Below are 22,112 nucleotides of genomic sequence, written 5' to 3'. Positions count from 1 at the left end.
ATGTCAGGAATGCTCGAGGGGAAGGTCGTCGTTATCAGCGGCGTCGGGCCGGGGCTTGGAACCACGCTGGCGCACCGGTGTTCGCGGGACGGTGCCGACCTGGTGCTGGCGGCGCGCTCCCTCGACCGGCTGGAGGCCGTCGCCAAGCAGATCAACGACACCGGGCACAAGGCGCTGGCGGTGCGCGCCGACATCACCGACGACGAGGAGGTCGCCTACCTCGTCGAGACCACCATGGGCACCTACGGCAAGGTCGACGTGCTGATCAACAACGCCTTCCGCGTGCCGTCGATGAAACCGTTGGCCGGCACGTCGTTTCAGCACATCCGCGACGCGATCGAGCTGAGCGCCCTGGGGGCGCTGCGCCTCATCCAGGCGTTTACGCCCGCCCTCGAGGAGTCGTCGGGATCGGTCGTGAACGTCAACTCCATGGTGCTGCGGCACTCGCAGGCGAAGTACGGCGCCTACAAGATGGCGAAGTCCGCGCTGCTGGCCATGTCGCAGTCGCTGGCCACCGAGCTGGGGGAGAAGGGGATTCGCGTCAATTCCGTTGCCCCCGGCTATATCTGGGGCGACACGTTGCAGAGCTACTTCGAGCATCAAGCCGGCAAGTACGGCACCACGGTGGACCAGATCTATCAGGCCACCGCGGCGAATTCCGACCTCAAGCGGCTGCCCACCGAGGACGAGGTGGCCTCGGCGATTCTTTTCCTGGCCAGTGACCTGTCCAGTGGCATCACCGGGCAGACCCTGGACGTCAACTGCGGGGAGTACCACACCTGATGCCTGACCGTACAGATGTAGCCACGGCCGACGAACTGCACGCATCGGCCTCCAAGCTGGTCGGCCTCGACGACTTCGGGGCCGACGACGACAACTACCGTGAGGCGCTGGAGGTGCTGCTCGACTCCTACCGGCGCGAGGCAGACCTAACGGTGTTGGGCAGCAAGATGAATCGGTTCTTCCTGCGCGGCGCGCTGGTGGCCCGCCTGCTCTCCGAGGCCTCCTGGAAGCAATATCCCCAGCACGCCGACGTGGCGATCGAACGGCCGATCTTCGTGACCGGGCTGGTGCGCACCGGCACCACGGCGCTGCACCGGTTGCTCGGCGCCGACCCCGCGCATCAGGGCCTGCACATGTGGCTGGCCGAGTTCCCGCAGCCGCGACCGCCCCGTGAGGAATGGGACTCGAACCCGTTCTATCGCCAGCTGGACGCCCAATTCACCCGGCACCACCAGGAAAACCCCGGCTATACCGGGCTGCACTTCATGGCCGCGTACGAGCTGGAGGAGTGCTGGCAGCTGCTGCGGCAGTCGCTGCATTCGGTGTCCTACGAAACTTTGTCTCATCTGCCCAGCTACTCAAAGTGGTTGTCGCAGCAGGACTGGACGCCGTCGTATCGCCGGCACCGCAAGAACCTTCAGCTGATCGGGCTCAACGATGCCGACAAGCGCTGGGTGCTGAAGAACCCCAGCCACCTCTTCGCGCTGGACGCTTTGATGGCGACCTATCCCGACGCGCTGGTGATCCAGACCCACCGGCCCGTGGAAACGATCATGGCCTCGATGTGCTCGCTGGCCCAGCACACGGCCGAGGGCTGGTCGGAGACCTTCGTCGGACCCCGGATCGGTGCCGACGCAATGGAAACCTGGTCGCGTGGGCTGGAATGTTTCAACACCGCCCGCGCCAAATACGACCCGGCTCAGTTCTACGACGTCCACTACCGCGACCTGATCGCCGACCCGTTGGGCACTGTGGCCGACATCTACCGGCACTTCGGCCTGACGCTGACTGACGAGGCGCGGGCAGCCATGGAAAAGAGCCATGCCGCAAGCCAATCCGGTGAGCGGGCGCCCAAACACACGTATTCGCTGGCCGACTACGGGCTGACCGTCGAAGAGGTCAAGGAGCGGTTCGCGGGACTGTAGCCCGCGAGTTGCTCACGTCGGTCACGGCTGCCACACCAGCCTCTGCGCCGGGCGGCACCCGATGCGCCCGCCTCACAGCGACAATCGGTTAGCCGGTGACGTAGTCGCTATGAGGCGGGCACAACGAGTGCCCGCCCAGCCAGGGGCCCATGTGGCGAATGTGACTGCGCGGGGAGGTTAGTCCGGATCGTCGGGGTGATCGAGGTAGCCCTCGGCGGCGGCATGGTCGATGCTGTCGCTGAGCTTCGGACAGGCACGCGCACGCGCGGTATCGCCACCGGATTCGCGAATTTCGGTGAAGTACGCGCAACGCCGCGCCGCCTGGGTGTTCCACTGCACCGCAGTGTGACCCGGGCCGAGCCTCTTGACCGTGACCGTAACGTGGCAGAACCGGCAATCCACCGGCAGCAGCCCCGACGTCAGGTAGCGCTCACGATCCGCGCGGCTGGCTTCGGCGACCGCGGCGGCGCGTTGCGGGTCGTCGGCGAAATCCCTTGATTTCGACCAGGGTCCCGTCCCAGCGTTTGGCGCGGGCGGTTCGTCGTGATCGTGATGATCGCCGTGCAGCAGCAGCATCGACCGGGCGAGCCGATCGACGTCGGGTACTGCCGGCTGGTCCTCGGGCATGGTCTCAGTGTTGCTCGGCCGGTACGCCTTCGGATTGGGATTCGGATTCCCTTGCCTTCAGGTTTTCCTCGACCTCGACGTTCCAGTGTTCGATGGCGCGGGTGGTGTCGATCTCAATCTCGAAGCGCTCCACCATTTCTGGCGTGATGTCGGCGACGTCGACGTAGAACTGCTGGTACCAGCGGCGCAGCTGGTAGACGGCGCCGTCCTCCTCGACCAGCAGGGGGTTGTCGATCCGCGTCTTGTGCTGCCAGATCTCGACGTCCTGCAGGAAGCCCTTGCTGACCCCTTCGGTGAAGACCCGCGAAAGCTTGTCGGTCATCTTTTCGTCCATGCCCTTGGGCTTTTCGACGATGACCCCCCACTGCAACACGAACGAGTTCTGGGTGACCGGGTAGTGGCAGTTGATCAGGATCGACTCGGCCTTGTAGCCGCCGTAGCTGTTGTGCAGCCAGTTGATCATGAACGACGGCCCGAAGTAGGAGGCCTCCGAATCCAGGTGCGCCTCACCGTAAGACGTCCCCAGGTCGTCGACGTCGGGCCGGCCCACGTTGTGCAGGTACTGCGAGGCGATGTGGCCCTCGAAGACGTTCTTGAAGTACGTCGGCAGCCCGAAATGGATGTAGAAGAAGTGCGCCATGTCGGTGACGTTGTCGATGATGTCGCGGCAGTTGGATCCCTCGATGAGGATGCGGTTCCAACGCCATTCGGTCCATTCGTCGCTGTGCGCCTCGGGGATCTCGGGGATCCTGACCGCGGGGTCCGGCGGATTGCCCTCGTGGTCGTGCCAGACGAACAGCAGGCCGCCGCGCACGTCGGTCGTCCAGGAGCGCGTGCGCGCGGTCTTGGGTGTGCGCTTGGCGTAAGGCACCAGCTTGCAGCGGCCGTCGCCGCCCCAGCGCCAGTCGTGGAACGGGCAGGCGACCTCGTCGCCCTTGATGGTGCCCTCGGACAGGTCGCCGCCCATGTGCCGGCAGTAGCCGTCGAGCACCTTCAAATCCCCGTGCGAGTCGGCGAAGACCACCAGCTTGGTGCCGAATGCCTGCACGGAGTGCGGCTTGCCGTCGCGGAACTCCTCTGCGACGCCCAGGCAATGCCAGCCCCGGGCATATCTCGTCGGCAAGGCGCCCGGATCGATTTCCCGGATGCCGACCGCCTTGGTGTCGGTACTCACCTGTCACCTCCAGTGCTCTCTAATTAGAACACGTTACAGTTTTGGGCCGCGCCGGCGCAATGAGCGCTGGTCTGGCCGCGTTACCGCGGGCGTATTGGCGCAAGGTATATCTAGACGATGCCGCTGTTTGCTTTCGAGGGCCGCTCGCCGCGCGTCGATCCGACCGCGTTCGTGGCCCCGACCGCGACCCTGATCGGTGACGTCACCGTCGAGGCGGGGGCGTCGGTCTGGTTCAACGCCGTGCTGCGCGGCGACTACGGGCCGATCGTGGTGCGCGAAGGCGCCAACGTTCAGGACGGGTCGGTGTTGCATGCCCCGCCCGGCATCCCGGTGGACGTCGGACCGGGCGCGACGGTGGCGCACATGTGCGTCATCCACGGTGTGCACGTCGGGAAGGAGGCGCTGATCGCCAACCACGCCACCGTTCTGGACGGCGCGGTGATCGGCGCGCGGAGCCTGATCGCCGCCGGGTCACTGGTTTTGGCGGGCACCCAGATTCCGGCCGGGATGCTGGCGGTCGGCTCGCCGGCGCAGGTGAAGGGCCCGGTCGCCGGGACGGGCGCGGAGATGTGGGTCAACATCAACCCGCAGGCCTATCGCGATCTGGCGCAGCGCCACCTCGCCGGGCTGGAGCCGATCTAGACCTTTTTGGTGTTCGCGATGGCGCGGTCCATCTCCCAATACGCGCGCAGCGCGACCATCTGGCCGTCGTCGTTGGCCTTGTAGGTGAAGACGCCCTCCGCGGTGGTCTGGTAGTCGCCCGTGGTGATGAGGATGTGCCCGACGTTGGCTTCCTCGTTGCCGCACTTGTAGGTGTCGCGGAAGAAGAACTCGATCTTGGTGGTGGGCGCGATGGTGTTGTCCCAGAAGGCCTCGATCGCGTCGCGACCGCGGTGCCCCTTGCCTTCGGGGTCGAGGGGCGACGGCCCGATAGGGTCCTCGACGATCGCGTCGTCGGCGAACACCGCCAGCCACGCCTCCTTGTCCCTGGCGATGACCGCCTCGCGGGAGCGTCGCCCGGCCTCGTGGGCCGGGTGCTCGGTCATGCCGGGACCTTATCTGGCTTGTCCGCACCGACGACCCACATGGAGTAGTACTGCGAACCGCCACCGTAGGCGTGGCCCAACGCCTTTCGTGCGTTGGGAACCTGGTGATCGCCGCCCTTGCCCATCACCTGGATCGCGGCCTCCGCGAAGCGAATCAGGCCCGACGCCCCGATGGGGTTCGACGACAGCACGCCGCCCGACGGGTTCACCGGAAGCCGGCCGCCGATCTTGGTCTCGCCCGCCTCGGTGAGCTTCCAGCCCTCGCCCTCGGGGGCAAACCCGAGGTTTTCCAACCACATCGGCTCGAACCAGGAGAAGGGCACGTAGATCTCGGCCGCGTCGATCTCGTCGATCGGGCTGGTGATGCCGGCCGCCTTCCACAGCGCCGCGGCCGCGTCCCGCCCTGCCTGCGGGCTGACCTGGTCGCGTCCGGAGAACTGCAGCGGCTCGGTGCGCAGGGCGGTCGCGTGAATCCAGGCCACCGGCTGCCCTTGCGCCACACGGGCTTCGGCGGCCTCCTCGTTGCCGATGACGACCGCCGCCGCGCCGTCGGAGGACGGGCACGTCTCGTCGTAACGGATCGGGTCCCACAGCATGGGGGACTCCATCACCTTCTCGACGGTGATGTCGGGCTGGTGCAGATGGGCCAGCGGGTTGCGCGCCCCGTTGAGCCGGTCCTTCACCGCGACCATGGCACCGATGTTCAGTGGTGCCCCCGAACGGCGGATGTAGGACCGCACGTGCGGGGCGAAGTATCCGCCCGCGCCGGCACCGACCGGCTTGATGAACGGGATCGGAATCGACAACGCCCACATGGCATTTGATTCCGACTGCTTTTCCCAGGCCATCGCCAGCACGCGCCGGTACTTTCCGGATTGCACCAGGCTGGCGGCGACGACGGCGGTGGACCCGCCGACCGAACCCGCGGTGTGCACCCGGATCATCGGCTTGCCCGTGGCCCCCATGGCGTCGGCCATGAACAGCTCGGGCATCATGACGCCCTCGAAGAAGTCCGGAGCCTTGCCGACCACGACGGCGTCGATGTCGTCGAAGGTCGAACCGGAGTCTTCCAGTGCGCGGTCGATCGCCTCGCGCACCAGGCCGTTCATCGAGACGTCTTTGCGCTTGGCAACGTACTTCGTCTGCCCGGTACCGAGTACCGCGGCAAGGTGTGCCCCTGCACCGGCCATCAGTTCTTTCCTTCCATGACCGCGACCAGGTTCTGTTGCAGGGCGGGCCCGCTGGTGGCGTGCGCCAGCACCCGCCCGGCCGAACCGTTCCAGATGTGTTGTGCGGCAAAGCCGATCCGTTCCAGGCCGGCGACGAACATGGGGTTTGCCGCCAGCGCCCCGCCGGACGGGTTGACCTTCGTCGTGTCGGCAAGCCCAATAGCCTCGGCCAGAATCAGGTGCTGGTGGGTGAACGGCGCATGAATCTCGGCGATGTCGACCGAGGTGTTGCCGCCGGTGGCCGCCTTGGCGGAAACCGCCGTCGACGGCGACTGCGTCAGGTCGCGGGCACCCAGGACGGGGGTTTCGATGCGATGCTCGATTCCCGTTATCCAGGCCGGGTTCTCCCGAAGTTCGCGCGCCCGTCCGTCGGCGGCGAGCACGATGGCCGCGGCGCCGTCGGTGATTGGCGCGATGTCGTGCCGGCGCAGGGGGTCGTTGAAGAACGGCCGGGCAAGCAGTTCGTCGATGCTCTTGGCCGGTTTTACCGAGTCATTGCGGTCGGCGTACGCAAACGAGTCGAGGGCGACTTGGGCCATCTGTTCGGGCGTCCATTTGCCAGAGTCGAGCCCGAGACGGGCCTGCAGGCCGGCCATCGACACCGAGTCCGGCCACAACGGTGCCACCGTGTAGGGGTCGGTCTGCCGCGACAGGATCTGCCGCAGGATCCCGGCCGACGACTTGCCGAAGCCGTACACCAGGGCGGTGTCGACCTCACCGGTCAGGATCTTGATGTAGGCCTCGTACAGCGCCCACGCCGCGTCCATCTCGACGTGCGACTCGTTGATCGGGGGAACGGCGCCAATCGAGTCGATCGCCGAGATGAACGAAAACGCCCGTCCGGCAAGGTAATCGGACGATCCCGAGCACCAGAATCCGATGTCGGACTTGGTGATGCCCAGCTCCTCGTAGAGCTGGGCGAAGCACGGCATCAACATCTCGACGCCGTTGGTGGTGCCGTCGGTGCGACGGACGTGCGGCGCGTGCGCGAAGCCGACGACCGCAACGTTGCGAGCGCTCATGTGCAGCTGGGTCCTTTACAGGTGGTGCTTGTAGGTGTCGTACTCGGCGTCGGGTTCACCGGTCGGCCGGAAGTACTCGATGTTGTCGATGCCGAATCCCCACTCGTCGCGGGGTTTCCAGACCGCCTCTACGCGCATGCCCATTCGCACCTCGTGCGCGTCGACGTCGGCGACGAGATGCAGGAACGGGATGTCGGCGCCGTCGAGCAGCACGTAGGCCGCCACGTAGGGCGGCTTGATCCGCTGGCCCTGGAACGGAATGTTGATGATCGCGAACGTCGTCACCGTGCCCTTGTCGGGCAGCTCGACGAAGTCGGTGGTCGGCAGGCCGGTGGCCGGGTCCGCGCCGTGCGGCGGGAAATACACCTTTCCGTTCTCGCCCGTTTTGGCACCCAACAGCTTGCCCTCCGCGATGGCGCGCAGGTAAGCGCTCTCCTCGTGCGACGCGCTGTGCTGAATGGTCAGCGAGACCGGCGTGACGATCATAGTGACGGGGTCCTGGTCGCTGGCGGGACCTTCCGGTTCGGCCTCCTCACCCAGCGCGAAGTAGGCGATATCGGTGATCGCGCCCACCGTCTCATCGGCCCAGTGCGCGTGCACCCGGGCGCCGGTGTGGATCTTGTCGGATTCGCCGGCATCGACGGCGTGCATCAGCAGGGTGTCCGCGCCGTCCAGCTTGATCAGCGCCCACGCGAAGGGCCGGTCCAGCGGCTGGCCCTCGATCGGCTCGGGTTGCCACGTCCAGGACGCGACGGTGCCGACGCTCGACACCGGTACCATCTCGCCCAGCGGCTCGTAGGTAACCGGGTCATATTCCGCCGGCGGCACATGCACCCGGCCATCCGATCCGCGCACCCCGAGGATGCGGCGGTCACGCAACGCGGTGAAGAACTTGCTCAGCGTAGCGCCCACCGAACGGGTGTAGTCGAATGACAACGTCAGTGGCGCGGAGAGCGGTGGCTCAGGGTGATCCATCAAGGTCGGGCTGCTCGAACTGGCTGTCACGCCATCGAGTAGAACAGGTTCTAAGAATCGTTTCAACATCGGGTCAGGAGAGGCACTCATCATGAAGCTGGGGTTGCAGCTGGGGTATTGGGGCGCCCAACCGCCGGAGAACCACGCGGAGCTCGTCGCCGCCGCGGAGGAGGCCGGATTCGACGCCGTCTTCACCGCCGAGGCGTGGGGATCGGACGCCTACACGCCGCTGGCCTGGTACGGCTCGTCGACGTCGCGGGTGCGGCTGGGCACGTCGGTGGTGCAGCTGTCGGCGCGGACGCCGACGGCCTGCGCGATGGCCGCCCTGACGCTCGACCACCTGTCCGGGGGCCGGCACATCCTGGGGCTGGGCGTGTCCGGCCCACAGGTGGTGGAGGGCTGGTACGGCCAGTCCTTCCCGAAGCCGCTGGCCCGCACCCGTGAATACATCGACATCCTGCGGCAGGTATGGGCCCGGGAAAAGCCGGTGACCAGTGCCGGGCCGCACTACCCGCTTCCACTGACGGGTGCTGCGACAACCGGGCTGGGCAAGCCGCTCAAGCCCATCACCCATCCGCTGCGCGCCGACATCCCGATCATGCTGGGCGCCGAGGGCCCCAAGAACGTGGCGTTGGCCGCCGAGATCTGCGACGGCTGGCTGCCGATCTTCTACACTCCGCGGCTGGCCGACATGTACAACGAATGGCTCGATGAGGGTTTCGCCCGTCCCGGTGCCCGTCGCACGCGGCAGGACTTCGAGATCTGTGCGACGGCCACCATCGTCATCACCGACGACCGCAGCGGCGCCTTCGCGGCCATGAAGCCCTATTTGGCGCTGTACATGGGCGGCATGGGCGCCGAGGACACCAACTTCCACGCCGACGTCTACCGCCGGATGGGCTACTCCGAGGTCGTCGACGACGTCACCAAGCTCTTCCGCAGCAACCAGAAGGACAAGGCCGCCGAGATCATCCCCGACGAGCTGGTCGACGACGCCGCGATCGTCGGCGACATCGACTACGTCCGTAAGCAGGTGAAGGTGTGGGAGGCCGCGGGCGTCACGATGATGGTGGTCAACGGCCGCAATGCCGAGCAGATCAGCGAGCTTGCTACCTTGGTCTAGCCCGGTATTGCCGTCCGAATAGAACGCGTTCTAGATTGGCCCGATGACCGCCTCGCAACACACGATCGCCGGCACCGTACTCACGATGCCGGTGCGGATCCGCCGGGCAAATCAGCACATGGCGATGTTCTCGGTGGACGCCGACGCCGCGCAACGCCTGATCGACTACAGCGGCCTGCAGGTCTGCCGTTACCTGCCGGGCCGCACGGTTGTCGTGCTGATGCTGATGCACTACATCGACGGTGACCTCGGCCAGTACTACGAGTTCGGCACCAGTGTGATGGTCAACCCGCCGGGCTCGGCGGCGAGCGGACCGCGTGCGCTGCAGTCGGCCGGCGCCTTCATCCACCACCTGCCGGTCGACCAGCCGTTCACGCTGGAGGCGGGGACCAAGATCTGGGGTTACCCGAAAGTCATGGCGGACTTCACCGTTCGCGAGGGCCGCGATTTCGGATTCGACTGCGCGATAGACGGGCAACTGGTGATCGACATGGAATTCCGTCGGGGCCTGCCGTTTTCGCTGACCCCGCGCCAGCAGGCGCAGCGCACCTACTCGCACCGCGACGGCGTCACCCGCGAGACCTCCTTCGAACACACGCTGGACGGGGTGCGCACCCGATTCGGCGGGGTGCGCGTCCGGCTGGGCGATCACCCCTACGCCAAAGAGCTGGCGTCGCTGGGCCTTCCGAAGCGTGCCATGCTGTCCAGCTCGGTCGACAACGTACAGATGACCTTCGGTGATGCTCAGGAGATCTCATGACAGTGACTTCCACGACCAGACCCGATGTGGACCTGACCGACGGAACCTTCTACGCCGGTGACTCGCACGCCGTCTACCGCTGGATGCGGGAGAACGAGCCGGTCTTCCGCGACCGCAACGGGCTGGCCGCCGCGTCGACGTACCAGGCCGTCATCGATGCCGAGCGCAATCCCGAGTTGTTCTCGAACGCCGGCGGCATCCGGCCCGATCAAGACGGCGTCGAGATGATGATCGAGATGGACGATCCGCAACATTTGTTGCGCCGCAAGCTCGTCAACTCCGGATTCACCCGCAAACGCGTGAAAGACCAAGAGTCCAAGATCCTTTCGCTGTGCGACACGCTGATCGACGCGGTGTGTGAACGCGGCGAGTGCGACTTCGTCTGGGACCTCGCCGCGCCGCTGCCGATGGCGGTCATCGGCGACATGCTGGGTGTGCTCCCGGAGGAACGCGCGATGTTCCTCAAGTGGTCCGACGAATTGGTCGGCGCGTTGAGCAGCACCGCAGCCGAGGCCGATATCCAGGTCACCATGGACGCATTCGCCGCCTACAGCGAATACATGATGGGAATGATCGCGGCCCGCAAGGCCGAGCCGACCGACGATCTCGTCAGCGTCCTGGTACACGCGGAGGTCGAGGGGTCACGCCTGGAGGACCACCAGATCGTCACCGAGGTTCTGCTGCTGCTGATCGGCGGCGACGAGACCACCCGCCACACGCTGTCCGGCGGCACCCGGCAACTGCTGTTGCATCCCGATCAGCACCGGCGGTTGGTCGACGATCTGAGCCTGCTGCCCAACGCGATCGAAGAGATGCTCCGCTGGACCGCGCCGGTGAAGAACATGGCCCGCACCATCACCGCCGACACCGAGTTCCACGGCACGGCGCTGCGTCAGGGCGAAAAGATGATCCTGCTGTTCGAGTCGGCCAACTTCGACGAGAAGGTCTTCGAGGATCCGGAGAGCTTCAACATCGAGCGCTACCCGAACAACCACCTGGCGTTCGGCTTCGGGACGCACTTCTGCCTCGGCAATCAGCTCGCCCGGCTGGAGTTGTCGATCATGCAGACGCGGCTGCTGCAGCGCCTGCCGGACTTGCGGCTGGCGTCGGACGCGGCGCTGCCATTGCGCCCGGCGAACTTCGTCTCCGGCCTGGAGAAGATGCCGGTGGCGTTCACGCCGAGCGCGCCGCTGGGCTGAGCATCGGTTTGCGCCTGGCGCAGGCGTTAGTCACATCAGCACCATTGGCCTCTGGTGGAAAGCACCATGCGTTGTGCCCGCCTCCGAGCGACAACACGTCGGTACGGGGGTGTGACCGCGCAACCTACGGGCGTCTGTCGCTGTGAGGCGGGCACGAAGGCACTTACCCAGCCGGGGGGCTGGTGTGGCCGATGGTGCGTCAGCGGTTCTGGAAGTTGGGCTTGCGCTTCTCGGCGAACGCCCGCGGACCTTCCTTGGCGTCGTCGGACAGGAACACTTTGATGCCGATCTGGGTGTCGATCTTGAACGCGTCGTTCTCGTGCATTCCCTCGGTCTCCCGGATCGCCCGCAGGATCGCCTGAACGGCAAGGGGACCGTTGTTCTCGATGATCTCGGCGATCTCCAGCGCCTTGGTCAGCGCCTGCCCGTCCGGGACGACGTGCCCGATCAGGCCCATCTCCTTCGCCTCGGCGGCGGTGATGTGCCGTCCGGTCAGCAGCAGGTCGCAGGCGACCGTATAGGGGATCTGCCGCACCAGCCGCACGGCGGACCCGCCCATCGGGTACAGGCTCCACTTGGCTTCCGAAATGCCGAATTTGGCGCTCTCACCGGCCACCCGGATGTCGGTGCCCTGCAGGATCTCGGTTCCTCCGGCGATCGCGGGTCCCTCGACGGCCGCGATGAGCGGTTTTGTCAGCCGGCGCCCCTTCAGCAACGCGTCGATCCGTGACGGGTCGTAGCTGCCGTCCTTGAACGAGTCGCCCGGCGGTTTCTTGGTTGCCGTCTTGAGATCCATGCCGGCGCAGAAGTAGCCACCGGCCCCCGTCAGGATGCAGCACCGAATGTCGTCGTCATTGTCGACGCGGTCCCAGGCCTGCACCATGATTTCCATCATTTCGGTGCTCAGCGCGTTGCGGGCGTGCGGCCGGTTCAACGTGACGATCAGGGTGTGACCGCGCTGTTCGACGAGTGCGTCAGGTCCCGTTTGTTCGTTTGCTGGAGACTCGGCCACGGCGGGTGCCTTTCCGTCGACGTTGGGGGTGAGCTTGTCAAGAAATGTAACACGTTCTAATTTGGTGGCCGTGGCCCTGAATATTGCCGACCTTGCCGAGCACGCCATCGACGCTGTGCCTGACCGTGTTGCCCTCATCTGCGGCGACGAGAAGCTGACCTACGCCCAGCTGGAGGAGAAGGCCAACCGCTTCGCCCACTACCTGATCGACCAGGGCGTCAAGAAGGACGACAAGGTCGGACTGTACTGCCGCAACCGCATCGAGATCGTCATCGCGATGCTCGGCATCGTCAAGGCCGGCGCCATCATCGTCAACGTCAACTACCGCTACGTCGAGGGCGAGCTACGTTACCTGTTCGACAACTCCGACATGGTCGCGCTGGTGCACGAGCGCCAGTACTCCGACCGGGTCGCCAACGTGCTGCCGGACACCCCGAACGTTAAGACGATCCTCGTCGTCGAGGACGGCAGCGACAACGACTACCAGCGCTACGGCGGCGTCGAGTTCTACGCGGCGATCGCGCAGGGCTCGCCGGAGCGCGACTTCGCTCCGCGCAGCGCCGACGACATCTACCTGCTGTATACGGGTGGCACGACGGGCTTTCCCAAGGGCGTGATGTGGCGCCACGAGGACGTCTACCGGGTGCTGCTCGGTGGAACCGACTTCGCCACGGGCGAATTCGTCAAGGACGAATACGATCTGGCCAAGGCCGCCGCCGCCAACCCGCCGATGATCAACTATCCGGTTCCGCCGATGATCCACGGCGCCACCCAGTCGGCCACCTGGAGGTCGATCTTCTCGGGCCAAACCACCGTGCTGGCACCGGAATTCAACGCCGAGGAGGTCTGGCGCACGATCCACGATCATAAGGTGAACATGCTGTTCTTCACCGGCGATGCGATGGCCCGGCCGTTGCTCGACGCGCTTGACAAGCAAAACGACTATGACCTGTCGTCGCTGTTCATGCTGGGCAGCACCGCGGCGTTGTTCTCGCCGAGCATCAAGGAGCGCCTGCTCGAGCTGCTGCCCAACCGGGTCATCACCGACTCGATCGGCTCCTCGGAGACCGGCTTTGGTGGTACCAGCATCGTCGCCAAAGACGCCCCGCACAGCGGCGGGCCCCGCGTCACGATCGACCATCGCACCGTCGTGCTCGACGAGGACGGCAACGAGGTGAAGCCCGGCTCGGGCGTGCGCGGTTTCATCGCCAAGAAGGGCAACATCCCGGTCGGCTATTACAAGGACGAGAAGAAGACGGCCGAAACGTTCCGGACCATCAACGGTGTTCGCTACGCGATCCCGGGCGACTGGGCCTTGGTCGAGGAGGACGGCACGGTCACAATGCTGGGCCGCGGCTCGGTGTCGATCAACAGCGGCGGCGAGAAGATCTACCCCGAGGAGGTCGAGGCCGCGCTCAAGGGCCATTCCGACGTCTTCGACGCCCTGGTGGTCGGCGTGCCCGACCCCCGCTACGGGCAGCACGTGGCCGCCGTCGTGCAGCCGCGGCCCGGGGCGCGGCCCTCGCTGGCGGAGCTGGACAGCTTCGTGCGCTCCGAGATCGCGGGATACAAAGTGCCACGCAGCCTTTGGCTGGTCGACGAGGTCAAGCGGTCGCCCGCGGGCAAGCCCGACTACCGGTGGGCCAAGGAGCAGACCGAGGCGCGCCCCGCCGACGAAGTGCATGCGAGCCACGTAACAACCTGATCGGCTCCTAGCCGCGGGGCCCACTGCACGGTGGGTCTAGAGTCGAATCGCGATGACGATCGACGTGTGGATGCAACATCCGACGCAACGGTTTCTGCGCAGCGACATGCTGGCGTCGCTGCGGCGTTGGACCGGGGGATCGATCCCCGACACCGACATCCCGATCGAAGCGACCCTCGCGGCGATGGACGCCGCCGGCGTCGACTTCGGCCTGCTGAGTGCGTGGCTCGGCCCGGGCGGCCAGGACTTGGTCTCCAACGACGAGGTTGCGGGATGGGTTCGGGCGCACCCGACCCGGTTCGTCGGTCTGGCCACGGTCGACCTCGATCGCCCGATGGTCGCGGTCCGCGAGCTGCGGCGCCGCCTGAAGGAGGGATTCGTCGGCCTGCGGGTGGTGCCCTGGCTGTGGGATGCGCCCCCTACCGACCGCCGCTACTACCCGCTGTTCGCCGAATGCGTGGAGTCCGGGGTGCCGTTCTGCACCCAGGTCGGTCACACCGGCCCGCTGCGGCCGTCGGAGACCGGGCGGCCGATTCCCTACATCGACCAGGTGGCCCTCGACTTCCCCGAGCTGGTAATCGTCTGCGGCCACGTCGGCTACCCGTGGACCGAGGAGATGGTGGCCGTCGCACGCAAACACGAGAACGTCTACATCGACACCTCGGCCTACACCATCAAGCGGCTGCCGGAAGAGCTCGTCAGGTTCATGAAAACCGGCACCGGGCAACGCAAGGTCTTGTTCGGCACCAACTACCCGATGATCATCCACACCCACGCTCTTGCGGGGCTGGATGAACTTGGGCTCAGCGACGACGCCCGCCGGGACTTCTTGCGCGGCAACGCACAACGCGTTTTCAGACTGGAGGAAAACAGGTGAACGGCGCACAAGCCCTGATCAATACCCTGGTCGACGGCGGCGTCGACGTGTGCTTCGCCAATCCCGGCACGTCGGAGATGCACTTCGTGGCCGCACTCGACGCGGTGCCCCGAATGCGGGGCGTGCTCGCCCTTTTCGAGGGGGTGGCCACCGGCGCGGCCGACGGATACGCGCGCATGGCCGGTCGGCCGGCCGCGGTGTTGCTGCACCTGGGCCCCGGGCTGGGCAACGGCCTCGCCAACCTGCACAACGCGCGCCGCGCCCGGGTGCCGATGGTGGTGGTCGTCGGCGACCACGCCACCTATCACAAAAAGTACGACGCCCCACTGGAATCCGACATCGACGCCCTGGCCGGCACCGTCTCCGGATGGCTGCGCCGCACCGAACAGACCGCCGACGTCGCGTCCGACGCCGCGGAGGCGATCGCCGCCAGCCGGTCGGGATCGCATATTTCGACGCTGATCCTCCCCGCCGACGTGTCCTGGTCGGACGGCGGGCAACCGGCGCGAACACCGCCCGCCGAGCCGCCGCGAACCGATCCCGCCCTGGCGTCCGAGGTGCTCGAGGTCTTGCGTTCGGGGGAGCCCGCGGTGCTCATGATCGGCGGCGACGCCACCCGGGGGCCCGGGCTGGCGGCCGCCGCCCGCATCGCCGAGGCGACCGGGGCCAGGCTGTTGTGCGAGACGTTCCCGACCCGGCTGGAGCGCGGCGCGGGAGTCCCCGCCGTCGAGCGGCTGGCCTACTTCGCCGAGGCGGCCACCTCCCAGCTCAACGGCGCCAAGCACCTGGTGCTGGCGGGCGCCAAGTCGCCGGTGTCGTTCTTCGCTTACCCGGGCATGCCCAGCGACCTGGTGCCGGCCGGCTGCCAGGTGCATGTGCTCGCCGAATACAACTGCGCCGCAAACGCTTTGGCCGCATTGGCCGATGAGTTGGCGCCCGGGACGGAGGCGCCGGTGGCGGCCGCATCGCGTCCGCAGCTGCCCACGGGTGCGCTGACGTCCGCGTCGGCGGCCGAGGTGATCGGGGCGCTTCTGCCGGAAGGGGCGATAGTCGTCGACGAGTCGAACACGTCGGGCATCATGCTGGAGCGGGCCACGGCCGGTGCACCGGCCCATGATTGGCTGACGCTGACCGGCGGCGCGATCGGCTACGGCATTCCCGCCGCGGTGGGGGCCGCGGTGGCCGCGCCCGATCGTCCGGTGTTGTGCCTGGAATCCGACGGGTCGGCGATGTACACGATCTCGGGGTTGTGGACCCAGGCACGCGAAAACCTCGACGTGACGACCGTGCTCTACGACAACAGCGCCTACGACATCTTGCGGATCGAGCTGGGGCGCGTCGGGGCCGGGTCGTCGCCCGGCCCGAAGGCGCTCGACCTGCTGGACTTGTCGCGTCCAACAATGGATTTCGTCAAGATCGCCGAGGGCATGGGAGTTCCCGCGCGGCGCGTCACCACGGCCGAGGAGTTCGCCGATGCCCTGCGCGTGGCCCTGGCCGAACCGGGGCCGCACCTGATTGACGCCGTGGTGCCCTCACTGACGGGCTAGCGCCTGAGGCATCCGCCGCCTACCGCTCGCTCAGCGCCGGAAGGTGTGCGATGAGCCAGTCCGTCATCGCGTCGACAACCTCGACGCCGGCCTCGAACGCGTGCGCCTGGGCCGCCAGCGCCACACCCACGTGCCCGGAATCCGTTGGCACGATGCCGAATTGCCGGACCAGGTAGTCGCCGCGCACGCCCGGGCCCCAACCGCCCTTGGCTGCAGACCCTTTGGCGGCCAACCCCCATCGTTGGGCGGGCGTGAGGCGGCGCATGAGGACGACGACGGTGGCCGCGTCGGCGAGGCCCGGAAGCTCGGCGGCGAATCGCGCCTGCCGGCGCAGCGCCCATTGCGTCTGCCCAAACGCGGTGTAGCCGCGGCGAAGTCGTTGGGATTCGACCACCGTGTCCGGATCGCCGCATTCGTTGACGACGGCCCGCACCCGCCCGGCGGCTTCCGGCGGCTCGCCCAGCTGGGACCACAATTGCTCGGAGGCATGGTTGTCGGATTCGGTGATGGCCTTGCCGACCAGATCCCGGGCGCGGACCGGATCGGCGCGCAGCGCTGCAATCGCCAACGGCACCTTGATCGTTGACCATGCGACGCCGGACGACCATCGGCCCCACGAATAGACCTCGGCAACACCCGGGGGAGCGATCGCGATGCCGATGGTCGCCGGGACCGTGGCGGCCAGCTTCTCGAAGCTCGCTTCGATGGCGGGCGCTACCGGCGAATCGGCCATACCGGATCACCGCAGTCGACACCCTGCGCCGACAACTGGCGCTTGAGCACCTTGAAGGTCACCGTTCGCGGCAGCTCCGCGCTCACCCGCACGTACGACGGCCACTGCTTGGGGCCCAGGTCGGGTTGTTCGGCCAGGAAGGCCCGGAACTTGTCGGGATCGAACTCGACACCGGCCGCCATGACCAACGCGGCCATCACCTGGTCGCCGACGACCGGGTCGGGCACCGCGTACACCGCGACCTCGGTGGCGTCGGGGTAGCGCAGCAGCACCCGCTCGATCGGGGCCGCGCCCAGGTTCTCCCCGTCCACCCGCATCCAATCACCAAGCCGTCCAGCGAAATACACGTAGCCGGCCTCGTCGCGGTAGCCCAGGTCACCGCTGTGGTAGATGCCACCCGCCATCCGCTCTGCCTCGGCGGCCTCGTCGTTGTAGTAACCCTCGAAGCGGCCCGGTCCGGCGGTGTTCACGATCTCGCCGACCACCCCGACGGGACACGGCTCACCGGTGTCCGGGTCGACGATCTCGACGCCGTCCGGCAACGGGCCCAGCGCGCCCGGCGGGGTGTCGGGCGTGCGGGCGATCGCCACCCCGCCCTCGGTCGAGCCGAAGCCGTCCTGCACGACGCAGCCGAACCTGCGGCCGAAGCGCTCGATGTCGCCGGGCACGCCCTCGTTGCCGTAGACCGCCCGCAGCGGGTTGTCGGCGTCGTCGGGCCGTTCCGGCGTGGCGAGCACGTACGACAACGGCTTGCCGACGTAGTTGGCGTAGGTGGCGCCGTAGCGGCGGACGTCCGGCAGGAAGCCAGACGCGGAGAACTTGCGCCGCAACGCCATTGACCCCTGGCACGCGACGGCCACCGCCCAGCCGACCAGCACCGCGTTGGAATGAAACAACGGCATCGACACGTAGCAGACGTCGTCGCGTCCCAGGCCGAAGCGCTGCGTCATCGTCACGCCGGCGATCGCGACCTTGCCGTGGCTGCACTTCACCGCCTTGGGCTCCCCGCTGGTGCCCGAGGTGAAGATCAGCATGAACAGGTCCCCGGCCGAGGCGGACTGGAACCGGGGCTCCGCGTCGCGATGCGCGTCCACCTCGGCGGCCCACGCCGCGGACTCGACGTTGACATGCTCGATGTCGCCCAGCGGCTCGGCCGACCTCGAATCGGCAAGCACCACTTGACAGTCGGCGTGGGCGATGTCGCGGGCCAGCGCCTCACCGCGCCGCACCGGGTTGAGCCCCACCGGGACGATGCCGGACATCCCCGCTGCCACCAGCATCGCCGAGAAGAACGGGGTGTTCTCCAGCAGCACGCCGACGTGTGGCGGCTTGGCCGGGTCGAGGCGCTCACGCAGCGCCGCCGCGATCGCGGCACCGTGCCGGAGGTGATCCCGCCAGCTGACGAACGTGTCCTCGAAATAGACGCCGCGGTCGTCGATTTCGGCCAGCGGAACCAGGAGCTTGGTGACGGTCGGGTCGGCTGGGATCACGAAGCCCACGGCGAACGCCGCCCTCAGGCCGGCGTTTCCGCCAGTTCGCGGCCGATGCGGCGCAACTGCCCGGTGGCACCGTGCAACGCGAACTCGATCTCCTTGGCGGCCAGGAAGTAACGGTGCACCGGGTGATCGGTGTCGACGCCGACGCCACCGTGGATGTGCACGATGGTGTGCGCCACCCGGTGCCCGGCGTCGGCGGCCCAAAACGCCGCGCTGGCCACATCGATGTCGGCTGCCATGTCCTCCGATACCCGCCAGGCCGCCTGGGTGAGCGTCAGCCGCAGGCCCTTGACGTCGATATACCCGTCGGCCAGTCGCTGTCCCACCGCCTGGAAGCTGCCGATCGGGCGGTCGAACTGCTCGCGCGTACGCGCGTATTCGGCCGTCATTTGCAATCCCCGCTCGAGCACCCCGAGCTGAAAGGCGCTGCGCCCCAAAGTAATCAGCGTGTCGAGCCAGACTGCGACAACCCCGTCGCCCACCATGCGCCCGGCGTCCACCTGGGTCCCGTCCAGGGCCAGGTGCCCGACGCTGCCCCGTCCCGTGGTTTGCAGCGCCGTCACCGTGACGCCCGGGTCGTCGGCCGCGACGAGGAAAACGGCTGTCCCGGAATCGGTTTCGGCCGGAACCAGAAATGCATCGGCGACGGGCGCAAAGCCGATCTGGGTGCGCGTCCCGGTCAGCCGGTAGCCCGCACCGGCGCTGACCGCTTGCACCGCGCCCTCACCCATCTCGCCGTCGAGCGCCACGGTGAGGATCTTTTCCCCTCGCACCGCCGGAGCGCCCCAGGCCTGCTGCAGTTCCTCGGAGCCGAACCGGGCCAGCGCCCCGGCGCCCAGCATTACCGATTCCAGGTAGGGCACCGCGGCCAGCTGGTGGCCCAGCGCCACCAGAATGGCGACCTGCTCGAGCACGCCGAAGCCGTCGCCACCCAATGACGCCGGCGCCGCGCTGGTTAGGATGTCGGCCTCGACCAGCTTGTCCCACAGCGAGCGGTCGAATCGTTGCTCCAGCCCGTCCAGCTCGCGGTGGTGCTGCGGCGTGCACACCGCATCCACAATGGTGTCGACCAGCCCGCCGAGGTCCTGTGCCGCTTCTGTCGTCGTGAAGTCCATGAATTCTCGTCCTTATATATAGAGAAAGCGCTAGCGGTTGGCTCGGGGAAGGCCCAGCGCGACCATCCCGATGATGTCGCGCTGCACCTCGTTGGTGCCGCCGCCGAAGGTCAGGATCAGGCAGGCGCGGTGCATCCGCTCGACCCGGCTGCGCAGCAGCGAACCCGGCGAATCCTGGCGGACCGTCGCCGCGGTGCCGAGCACCTCCATCAGCAGCCGGTAGGCCTCGGTGGCCAGCTCGGTCCCGTAGACCTTGGCCGCCGACGCGTCCGCCGGGTTCAGCGATTCGCTGTCCGACGACGCGAGCTCCCAGTTGATCAGCTTGAGCACCTCGGCTTTGGCGTGCACCCGGGCCAGATTCAGCTGAACCCACTCGGAGTCGATGAGCCGGGCCCCGCCGCCGTCCTTGGTGTTCTGCGCCCACTCGCGCACCTCGCGCAGGGCCAGGAAGATCGGTTGCGGCGACACCAGCGCGACCCGCTCGTGGTTGAGCTGGTTGGTCACCAGCTTCCAGCCGCCGTTTTCCTCGCCGATCAGGTTGGTCACGGGCACCCGGACGTCGGAGTAATACGTGGCACTGGTGTCCACACCGGCCATGGTGTGCACCGGCGTCCAGGAGAAGCCCTCGGCGGTGGTCGGCACGGTCAGCATCGAAATGCCGCGGTGCTTCTTGGCCTCCGGGTTGGTGCGCACCGCCAGCCAGACCCAGTCGGCATAGGCGATCAGGCTGGTCCACATCTTCTGGCCGTTGATCACGTAGTCGTCGCCGTCGCGCACGGCGGTGGTGCGCAGGTTGGCCAGGTCGGTGCCGGCGCCGGGCTCGGAGTAGCCGATCGAGAAGTGCAGTTCGCCGGCCGCGATCTTGGGCAGGAAGAACTTCTTCTGCTCGTCGGTGCCGAAGGCCATGATCGTCGGCGCCACGCTGTTGATCGTCAGGAACGGCACGGGCACGCCGGCGATCGCGGCCTCGTCGGTGAAGATCAGCGAATCCATCGGGGAGCGGTCCTGGCCGCCGTACTCCTTGGGCCAGTTCAGGGTGAGCCACCCGTCCTTGCCCATCTGCGCAACGGTGTCGCGATACGCGTTGCCGGTCCCGACCTCGCCCTCGGTCGACGTCAGCGCCGCGCGGCGCTCCGGGGTCATGAGCTTGGTGAAGTACGACCGCAGCTCGCGACGCAGCTCCTCCTGTTCAGGGGTGTAACTGATGCGCATTCCAGCCGTCCTTTGGTTAACGTGACACGCGTAGCTCGACCAACGGCTACCCGTTCGCCTCCCCGGTTGTAACACGTTCTAGTCTGGGAATCCAGCGACCGTTTCGCCTGGCGCACCGGGGCCCTATGGTGGACCTACGAACCGATAGGGCGTGTGCTCAGGTTGAGGGCCAGTTTCGAGGAGGGTGCCGTGCGGGTGATCGTGGATCGTGACCGGTGTGAAGGGAACGCGGTGTGCTTGGGAATCGCACCCGACCTCTTCGATCTGGACGATGAAGACTATGCCGTCGTGAAGATCGATCCGATTCCACCCGACCGGGAGCAGCTGGCCGAGCAGGCAATCGCCGAGTGCCCGCGTGCCGCGCTGCTCCGTGAAGACTGAACACAGACTAGAGGTATTCATAAATTGACTAGCAGCACAAACGCGACCGATCTATCCGGAAAGGTCGCGGTGGTGACCGGCGCGGCCGCGGGGCTGGGACGCGCCGAGGCGCTCGGCCTGGCCGGGCTGGGCGCCACCGTCGTCGTCAACGACATCGCCGCCGCGCTGGACGCCTCCGACGTCATCGACGAGATCAACTCGGCAGGGGCCAAGGCGGTCGCGGTGGCCGGCGACATTAGCCAGCGCGCGACCGCCGACGAGCTCGTGGCCACCGCCGACGGGCTGGGTGGCCTGGACATCGTCGTGAACAACGCCGGGATCACCCGCGACCGGATGCTGTTCAACATGTCCGACGAGGAATGGGACCTCGTCATCGCCGTCCACCTGCGCGGCCACTTCCTGCTGACCCGCAACGCGGCCACCTACTGGCGCGGCAAGGCCAAGGACGCGGGCGGTCGGATCTTCGGCAGGATCGTCAACACCGCATCGGAAGCCGGCCTGGTCGGGCCGGTCGGGCAGGCCAATTACGGCGCGGCCAAGGCCGGCATCATCTCGCTCACCCTCACGGCCGCGCGGGCGTTGGGCCGCTACGGGGTGTGCACGAACGCGATCTGCCCGCGGGCCCGCACGGCGATGACGGCGGACGTCTTCGGCGACGCGCCGGAGGTGGAGGAGGGCGGCATCGACCCGCTCTCGCCCGAGCACGTGGTGAGCCTGGTCAAGTTCCTGTCGTCGCCCGCTGCCGCGGAAGTCAACGGGCAGGTGTTCATCGTTTACGGGCCGCAGGTGACACTTGTGGCCGCACCGACGGCGGAGCACAGATTCAAGGCGGACGGGCCGGCCTGGGAGCCCGGCCAGCTCAGCGGCGCCCTCCAGGAATACTTTGCTGGACGCGATCCGGAGCGAAACTTTTCCGCCGTCAACCTCATGGAGCAATGACGGGCTAAACGC

General features: G+C 67.2%; 22 protein-coding genes. 11 read left to right on the top strand and 11 right to left on the bottom strand.

Annotation, left to right across the window (positions count from 1 at the left end; genetic code table 11):
* Positions 1-783, top strand: a complete 783-nt coding sequence (locus A5712_RS13310) for an SDR family oxidoreductase (protein ID WP_068105483.1) — start codon at positions 1-3, stop codon at positions 781-783.
* Positions 783-1,928 (top strand): sulfotransferase, encoded by a 1,146-nt coding sequence (locus tag A5712_RS13305; RefSeq protein WP_068105480.1) that lies wholly within the window; start codon positions 783-785, stop codon positions 1,926-1,928. Before A5712_RS13310 ends, A5712_RS13305 begins: the two co-directional genes overlap by 1 nt.
* A gap of 177 nt (positions 1,929-2,105) precedes the next feature.
* On the opposite strand, the gene A5712_RS13300 is transcribed toward A5712_RS13305, so the two are convergent.
* Positions 2,106-2,555, bottom strand: coding sequence for a hypothetical protein (locus A5712_RS13300; protein ID WP_068105477.1), 450 nt, complete (start codon positions 2,553-2,555; stop codon positions 2,106-2,108).
* 4 nt (positions 2,556-2,559) lie between these two features.
* Positions 2,560-3,729: a Rieske 2Fe-2S domain-containing protein gene (locus tag A5712_RS13295; RefSeq protein WP_068105474.1), complete on the bottom strand. Its 1,170-nt coding sequence runs from the start codon at positions 3,727-3,729 to the stop codon at positions 2,560-2,562.
* Positions 3,730-3,846: 117 nt separating this feature from the next.
* On the opposite strand from A5712_RS13295, the gene A5712_RS13290 reads away from it, so the two are divergent.
* On the top strand, positions 3,847-4,371 hold the full coding sequence (locus A5712_RS13290; RefSeq protein ID WP_068105471.1) for a gamma carbonic anhydrase family protein: 525 nt from the start codon (positions 3,847-3,849) through the stop codon (positions 4,369-4,371).
* Here the strand turns inward: A5712_RS13290 and A5712_RS13285 are convergent.
* From A5712_RS13285 to A5712_RS13270, 4 genes are read right to left on the bottom strand one after another with little or no spacing between them, the layout of a single operon-like run.
* Positions 4,368-4,775: a nuclear transport factor 2 family protein gene (locus tag A5712_RS13285; RefSeq protein WP_068105461.1), complete on the bottom strand. Its 408-nt coding sequence runs from the start codon at positions 4,773-4,775 to the stop codon at positions 4,368-4,370. The genes A5712_RS13290 and A5712_RS13285 overlap by 4 nt on opposite strands.
* Positions 4,772-5,965, bottom strand: coding sequence for a thiolase domain-containing protein (locus tag A5712_RS13280; protein ID WP_068105458.1), 1,194 nt, complete (start codon positions 5,963-5,965; stop codon positions 4,772-4,774). Before A5712_RS13280 ends, A5712_RS13285 begins: the two co-directional genes overlap by 4 nt.
* On the bottom strand, positions 5,965-7,026 hold the full coding sequence (locus tag A5712_RS13275; protein WP_068105455.1) for a thiolase domain-containing protein: 1,062 nt from the start codon (positions 7,024-7,026) through the stop codon (positions 5,965-5,967). Before A5712_RS13275 ends, A5712_RS13280 begins: the two co-directional genes overlap by 1 nt.
* Before the next feature lie 15 nt (positions 7,027-7,041).
* A complete protein-coding gene (locus A5712_RS13270; RefSeq protein WP_197519377.1) occupies positions 7,042-8,031 on the bottom strand; it encodes a Zn-ribbon domain-containing OB-fold protein in 990 nt (329 codons plus the stop codon).
* Between the two features lie 61 nt (positions 8,032-8,092).
* Between A5712_RS13270 and A5712_RS13265 the strand changes: the two genes are divergently transcribed.
* The 3 genes from A5712_RS13265 to A5712_RS13255 are packed head-to-tail and all read left to right on the top strand — an operon-like array spanning position 8,093 to position 11,083.
* Entirely contained in the window at positions 8,093-9,124 is a 1,032-nt protein-coding gene (locus A5712_RS13265) for an LLM class F420-dependent oxidoreductase (protein WP_068105449.1), read from the top strand.
* Between the two features lie 43 nt (positions 9,125-9,167).
* Entirely contained in the window at positions 9,168-9,884 is a 717-nt protein-coding gene (locus A5712_RS13260; RefSeq protein ID WP_068105446.1) for an acetoacetate decarboxylase family protein, read from the top strand.
* The gene (locus A5712_RS13255) at positions 9,881-11,083 is read left to right on the top strand and encodes a cytochrome P450 (RefSeq protein ID WP_068105444.1); all 1,203 of its coding nucleotides are present in this window, start codon (positions 9,881-9,883) and stop codon (positions 11,081-11,083) included. The genes A5712_RS13260 and A5712_RS13255 overlap by 4 nt, the downstream gene beginning before the upstream one ends.
* A gap of 199 nt (positions 11,084-11,282) precedes the next feature.
* Here the strand turns inward: A5712_RS13255 and A5712_RS13250 are convergent, their stop codons facing one another.
* The gene (locus tag A5712_RS13250) at positions 11,283-12,095 is read right to left on the bottom strand and encodes a crotonase/enoyl-CoA hydratase family protein (protein ID WP_068105442.1); all 813 of its coding nucleotides are present in this window, start codon (positions 12,093-12,095) and stop codon (positions 11,283-11,285) included.
* Positions 12,096-12,159: 64 nt separating this feature from the next.
* Between A5712_RS13250 and A5712_RS13245 the strand changes: the two genes are divergently transcribed.
* The 3 genes from A5712_RS13245 to A5712_RS13235 are packed head-to-tail and all read left to right on the top strand — an operon-like array spanning position 12,160 to position 16,224.
* Positions 12,160-13,800, top strand: a complete 1,641-nt coding sequence (locus tag A5712_RS13245; RefSeq protein ID WP_068105439.1) for an acyl-CoA synthetase — start codon at positions 12,160-12,162, stop codon at positions 13,798-13,800.
* 52 nt (positions 13,801-13,852) lie between these two features.
* Entirely contained in the window at positions 13,853-14,677 is an 825-nt protein-coding gene (locus A5712_RS13240) for an amidohydrolase family protein (RefSeq protein ID WP_068105436.1), read from the top strand.
* The gene (locus tag A5712_RS13235) at positions 14,674-16,224 is read left to right on the top strand and encodes an acetolactate synthase large subunit (RefSeq protein ID WP_068105431.1); all 1,551 of its coding nucleotides are present in this window, start codon (positions 14,674-14,676) and stop codon (positions 16,222-16,224) included. Before A5712_RS13240 ends, A5712_RS13235 begins: the two co-directional genes overlap by 4 nt.
* 19 nt (positions 16,225-16,243) lie before the next feature.
* On the opposite strand, the gene A5712_RS13230 is transcribed toward A5712_RS13235, so the two are convergent.
* The 4 genes from A5712_RS13230 to A5712_RS13215 are packed head-to-tail and all read right to left on the bottom strand — an operon-like array spanning position 16,244 to position 20,780.
* On the bottom strand, positions 16,244-16,957 hold the full coding sequence (locus tag A5712_RS13230) for a hypothetical protein (protein ID WP_068105428.1): 714 nt from the start codon (positions 16,955-16,957) through the stop codon (positions 16,244-16,246).
* Entirely contained in the window at positions 16,939-18,447 is a 1,509-nt protein-coding gene (fadD17, locus tag A5712_RS13225; protein ID WP_156766553.1) for a long-chain-fatty-acid--CoA ligase FadD17, read from the bottom strand. Before fadD17 ends, A5712_RS13230 begins: the two co-directional genes overlap by 19 nt.
* A 23-nt stretch (positions 18,448-18,470) precedes the next feature.
* Positions 18,471-19,568, bottom strand: a complete 1,098-nt coding sequence (locus A5712_RS13220) for an acyl-CoA dehydrogenase family protein (protein ID WP_068105424.1) — start codon at positions 19,566-19,568, stop codon at positions 18,471-18,473.
* A gap of 30 nt (positions 19,569-19,598) precedes the next feature.
* The gene (locus A5712_RS13215; RefSeq protein WP_068105420.1) at positions 19,599-20,780 is read right to left on the bottom strand and encodes an acyl-CoA dehydrogenase; all 1,182 of its coding nucleotides are present in this window, start codon (positions 20,778-20,780) and stop codon (positions 19,599-19,601) included.
* Positions 20,781-20,969: 189 nt separating this feature from the next.
* Here A5712_RS13215 and A5712_RS13210 point away from each other — a divergent pair, with 189 nt between their 5' ends.
* Both A5712_RS13210 and A5712_RS13205 read left to right on the top strand, forming a co-directional pair.
* The gene (locus tag A5712_RS13210; RefSeq protein WP_068105780.1) at positions 20,970-21,161 is read left to right on the top strand and encodes a ferredoxin; all 192 of its coding nucleotides are present in this window, start codon (positions 20,970-20,972) and stop codon (positions 21,159-21,161) included.
* 24 nt (positions 21,162-21,185) lie between these two features.
* Positions 21,186-22,100, top strand: coding sequence for a 3-oxoacyl-ACP reductase (locus A5712_RS13205; RefSeq protein WP_068105417.1), 915 nt, complete (start codon positions 21,186-21,188; stop codon positions 22,098-22,100).
* Positions 22,101-22,112 lie beyond the last annotated feature (12 nt).

Origin of the sequence: Mycobacterium sp. E2327, assembly GCF_001672675.1 — a bacterium.
Classification (GTDB): Bacteria; Actinomycetota; Actinomycetes; order Mycobacteriales; family Mycobacteriaceae; genus Mycobacterium.
This window is presented reverse-complemented; position numbering and strand designations above follow the sequence as displayed.

Bases quoted from the DNA above. Each gene is read 5' to 3' on its own strand.
- A5712_RS13310 (WP_068105483.1), top strand. From the start codon at position 1: ATGTCAGGAATGCTCGAGGGGAAGGTCGTCGTTATCAGCGGCGTCGGG.
- A5712_RS13305 (WP_068105480.1), top strand. From the start codon at position 783: ATGCCTGACCGTACAGATGTAGCCACGGCCGACGAACTGCACGCATCG.
- A5712_RS13300 (WP_068105477.1), bottom strand. From the start codon at position 2,555: ATGCCCGAGGACCAGCCGGCAGTACCCGACGTCGATCGGCTCGCCCGG.
- A5712_RS13290 (WP_068105471.1), top strand. From the start codon at position 3,847: ATGCCGCTGTTTGCTTTCGAGGGCCGCTCGCCGCGCGTCGATCCGACC.
- A5712_RS13285 (WP_068105461.1), bottom strand. From the start codon at position 4,775: ATGACCGAGCACCCGGCCCACGAGGCCGGGCGACGCTCCCGCGAGGCG.
- A5712_RS13280 (WP_068105458.1), bottom strand. From the start codon at position 5,965: ATGGCCGGTGCAGGGGCACACCTTGCCGCGGTACTCGGTACCGGGCAG.
- A5712_RS13275 (WP_068105455.1), bottom strand. From the start codon at position 7,026: ATGAGCGCTCGCAACGTTGCGGTCGTCGGCTTCGCGCACGCGCCGCAC.
- A5712_RS13265 (WP_068105449.1), top strand. From the start codon at position 8,093: ATGAAGCTGGGGTTGCAGCTGGGGTATTGGGGCGCCCAACCGCCGGAG.
- A5712_RS13260 (WP_068105446.1), top strand. From the start codon at position 9,168: ATGACCGCCTCGCAACACACGATCGCCGGCACCGTACTCACGATGCCG.
- A5712_RS13255 (WP_068105444.1), top strand. From the start codon at position 9,881: ATGACAGTGACTTCCACGACCAGACCCGATGTGGACCTGACCGACGGA.
- A5712_RS13240 (WP_068105436.1), top strand. From the start codon at position 13,853: ATGACGATCGACGTGTGGATGCAACATCCGACGCAACGGTTTCTGCGC.
- A5712_RS13230 (WP_068105428.1), bottom strand. From the start codon at position 16,957: ATGGCCGATTCGCCGGTAGCGCCCGCCATCGAAGCGAGCTTCGAGAAG.
- A5712_RS13220 (WP_068105424.1), bottom strand. From the start codon at position 19,568: ATGGACTTCACGACGACAGAAGCGGCACAGGACCTCGGCGGGCTGGTC.
- A5712_RS13215 (WP_068105420.1), bottom strand. From the start codon at position 20,780: ATGCGCATCAGTTACACCCCTGAACAGGAGGAGCTGCGTCGCGAGCTG.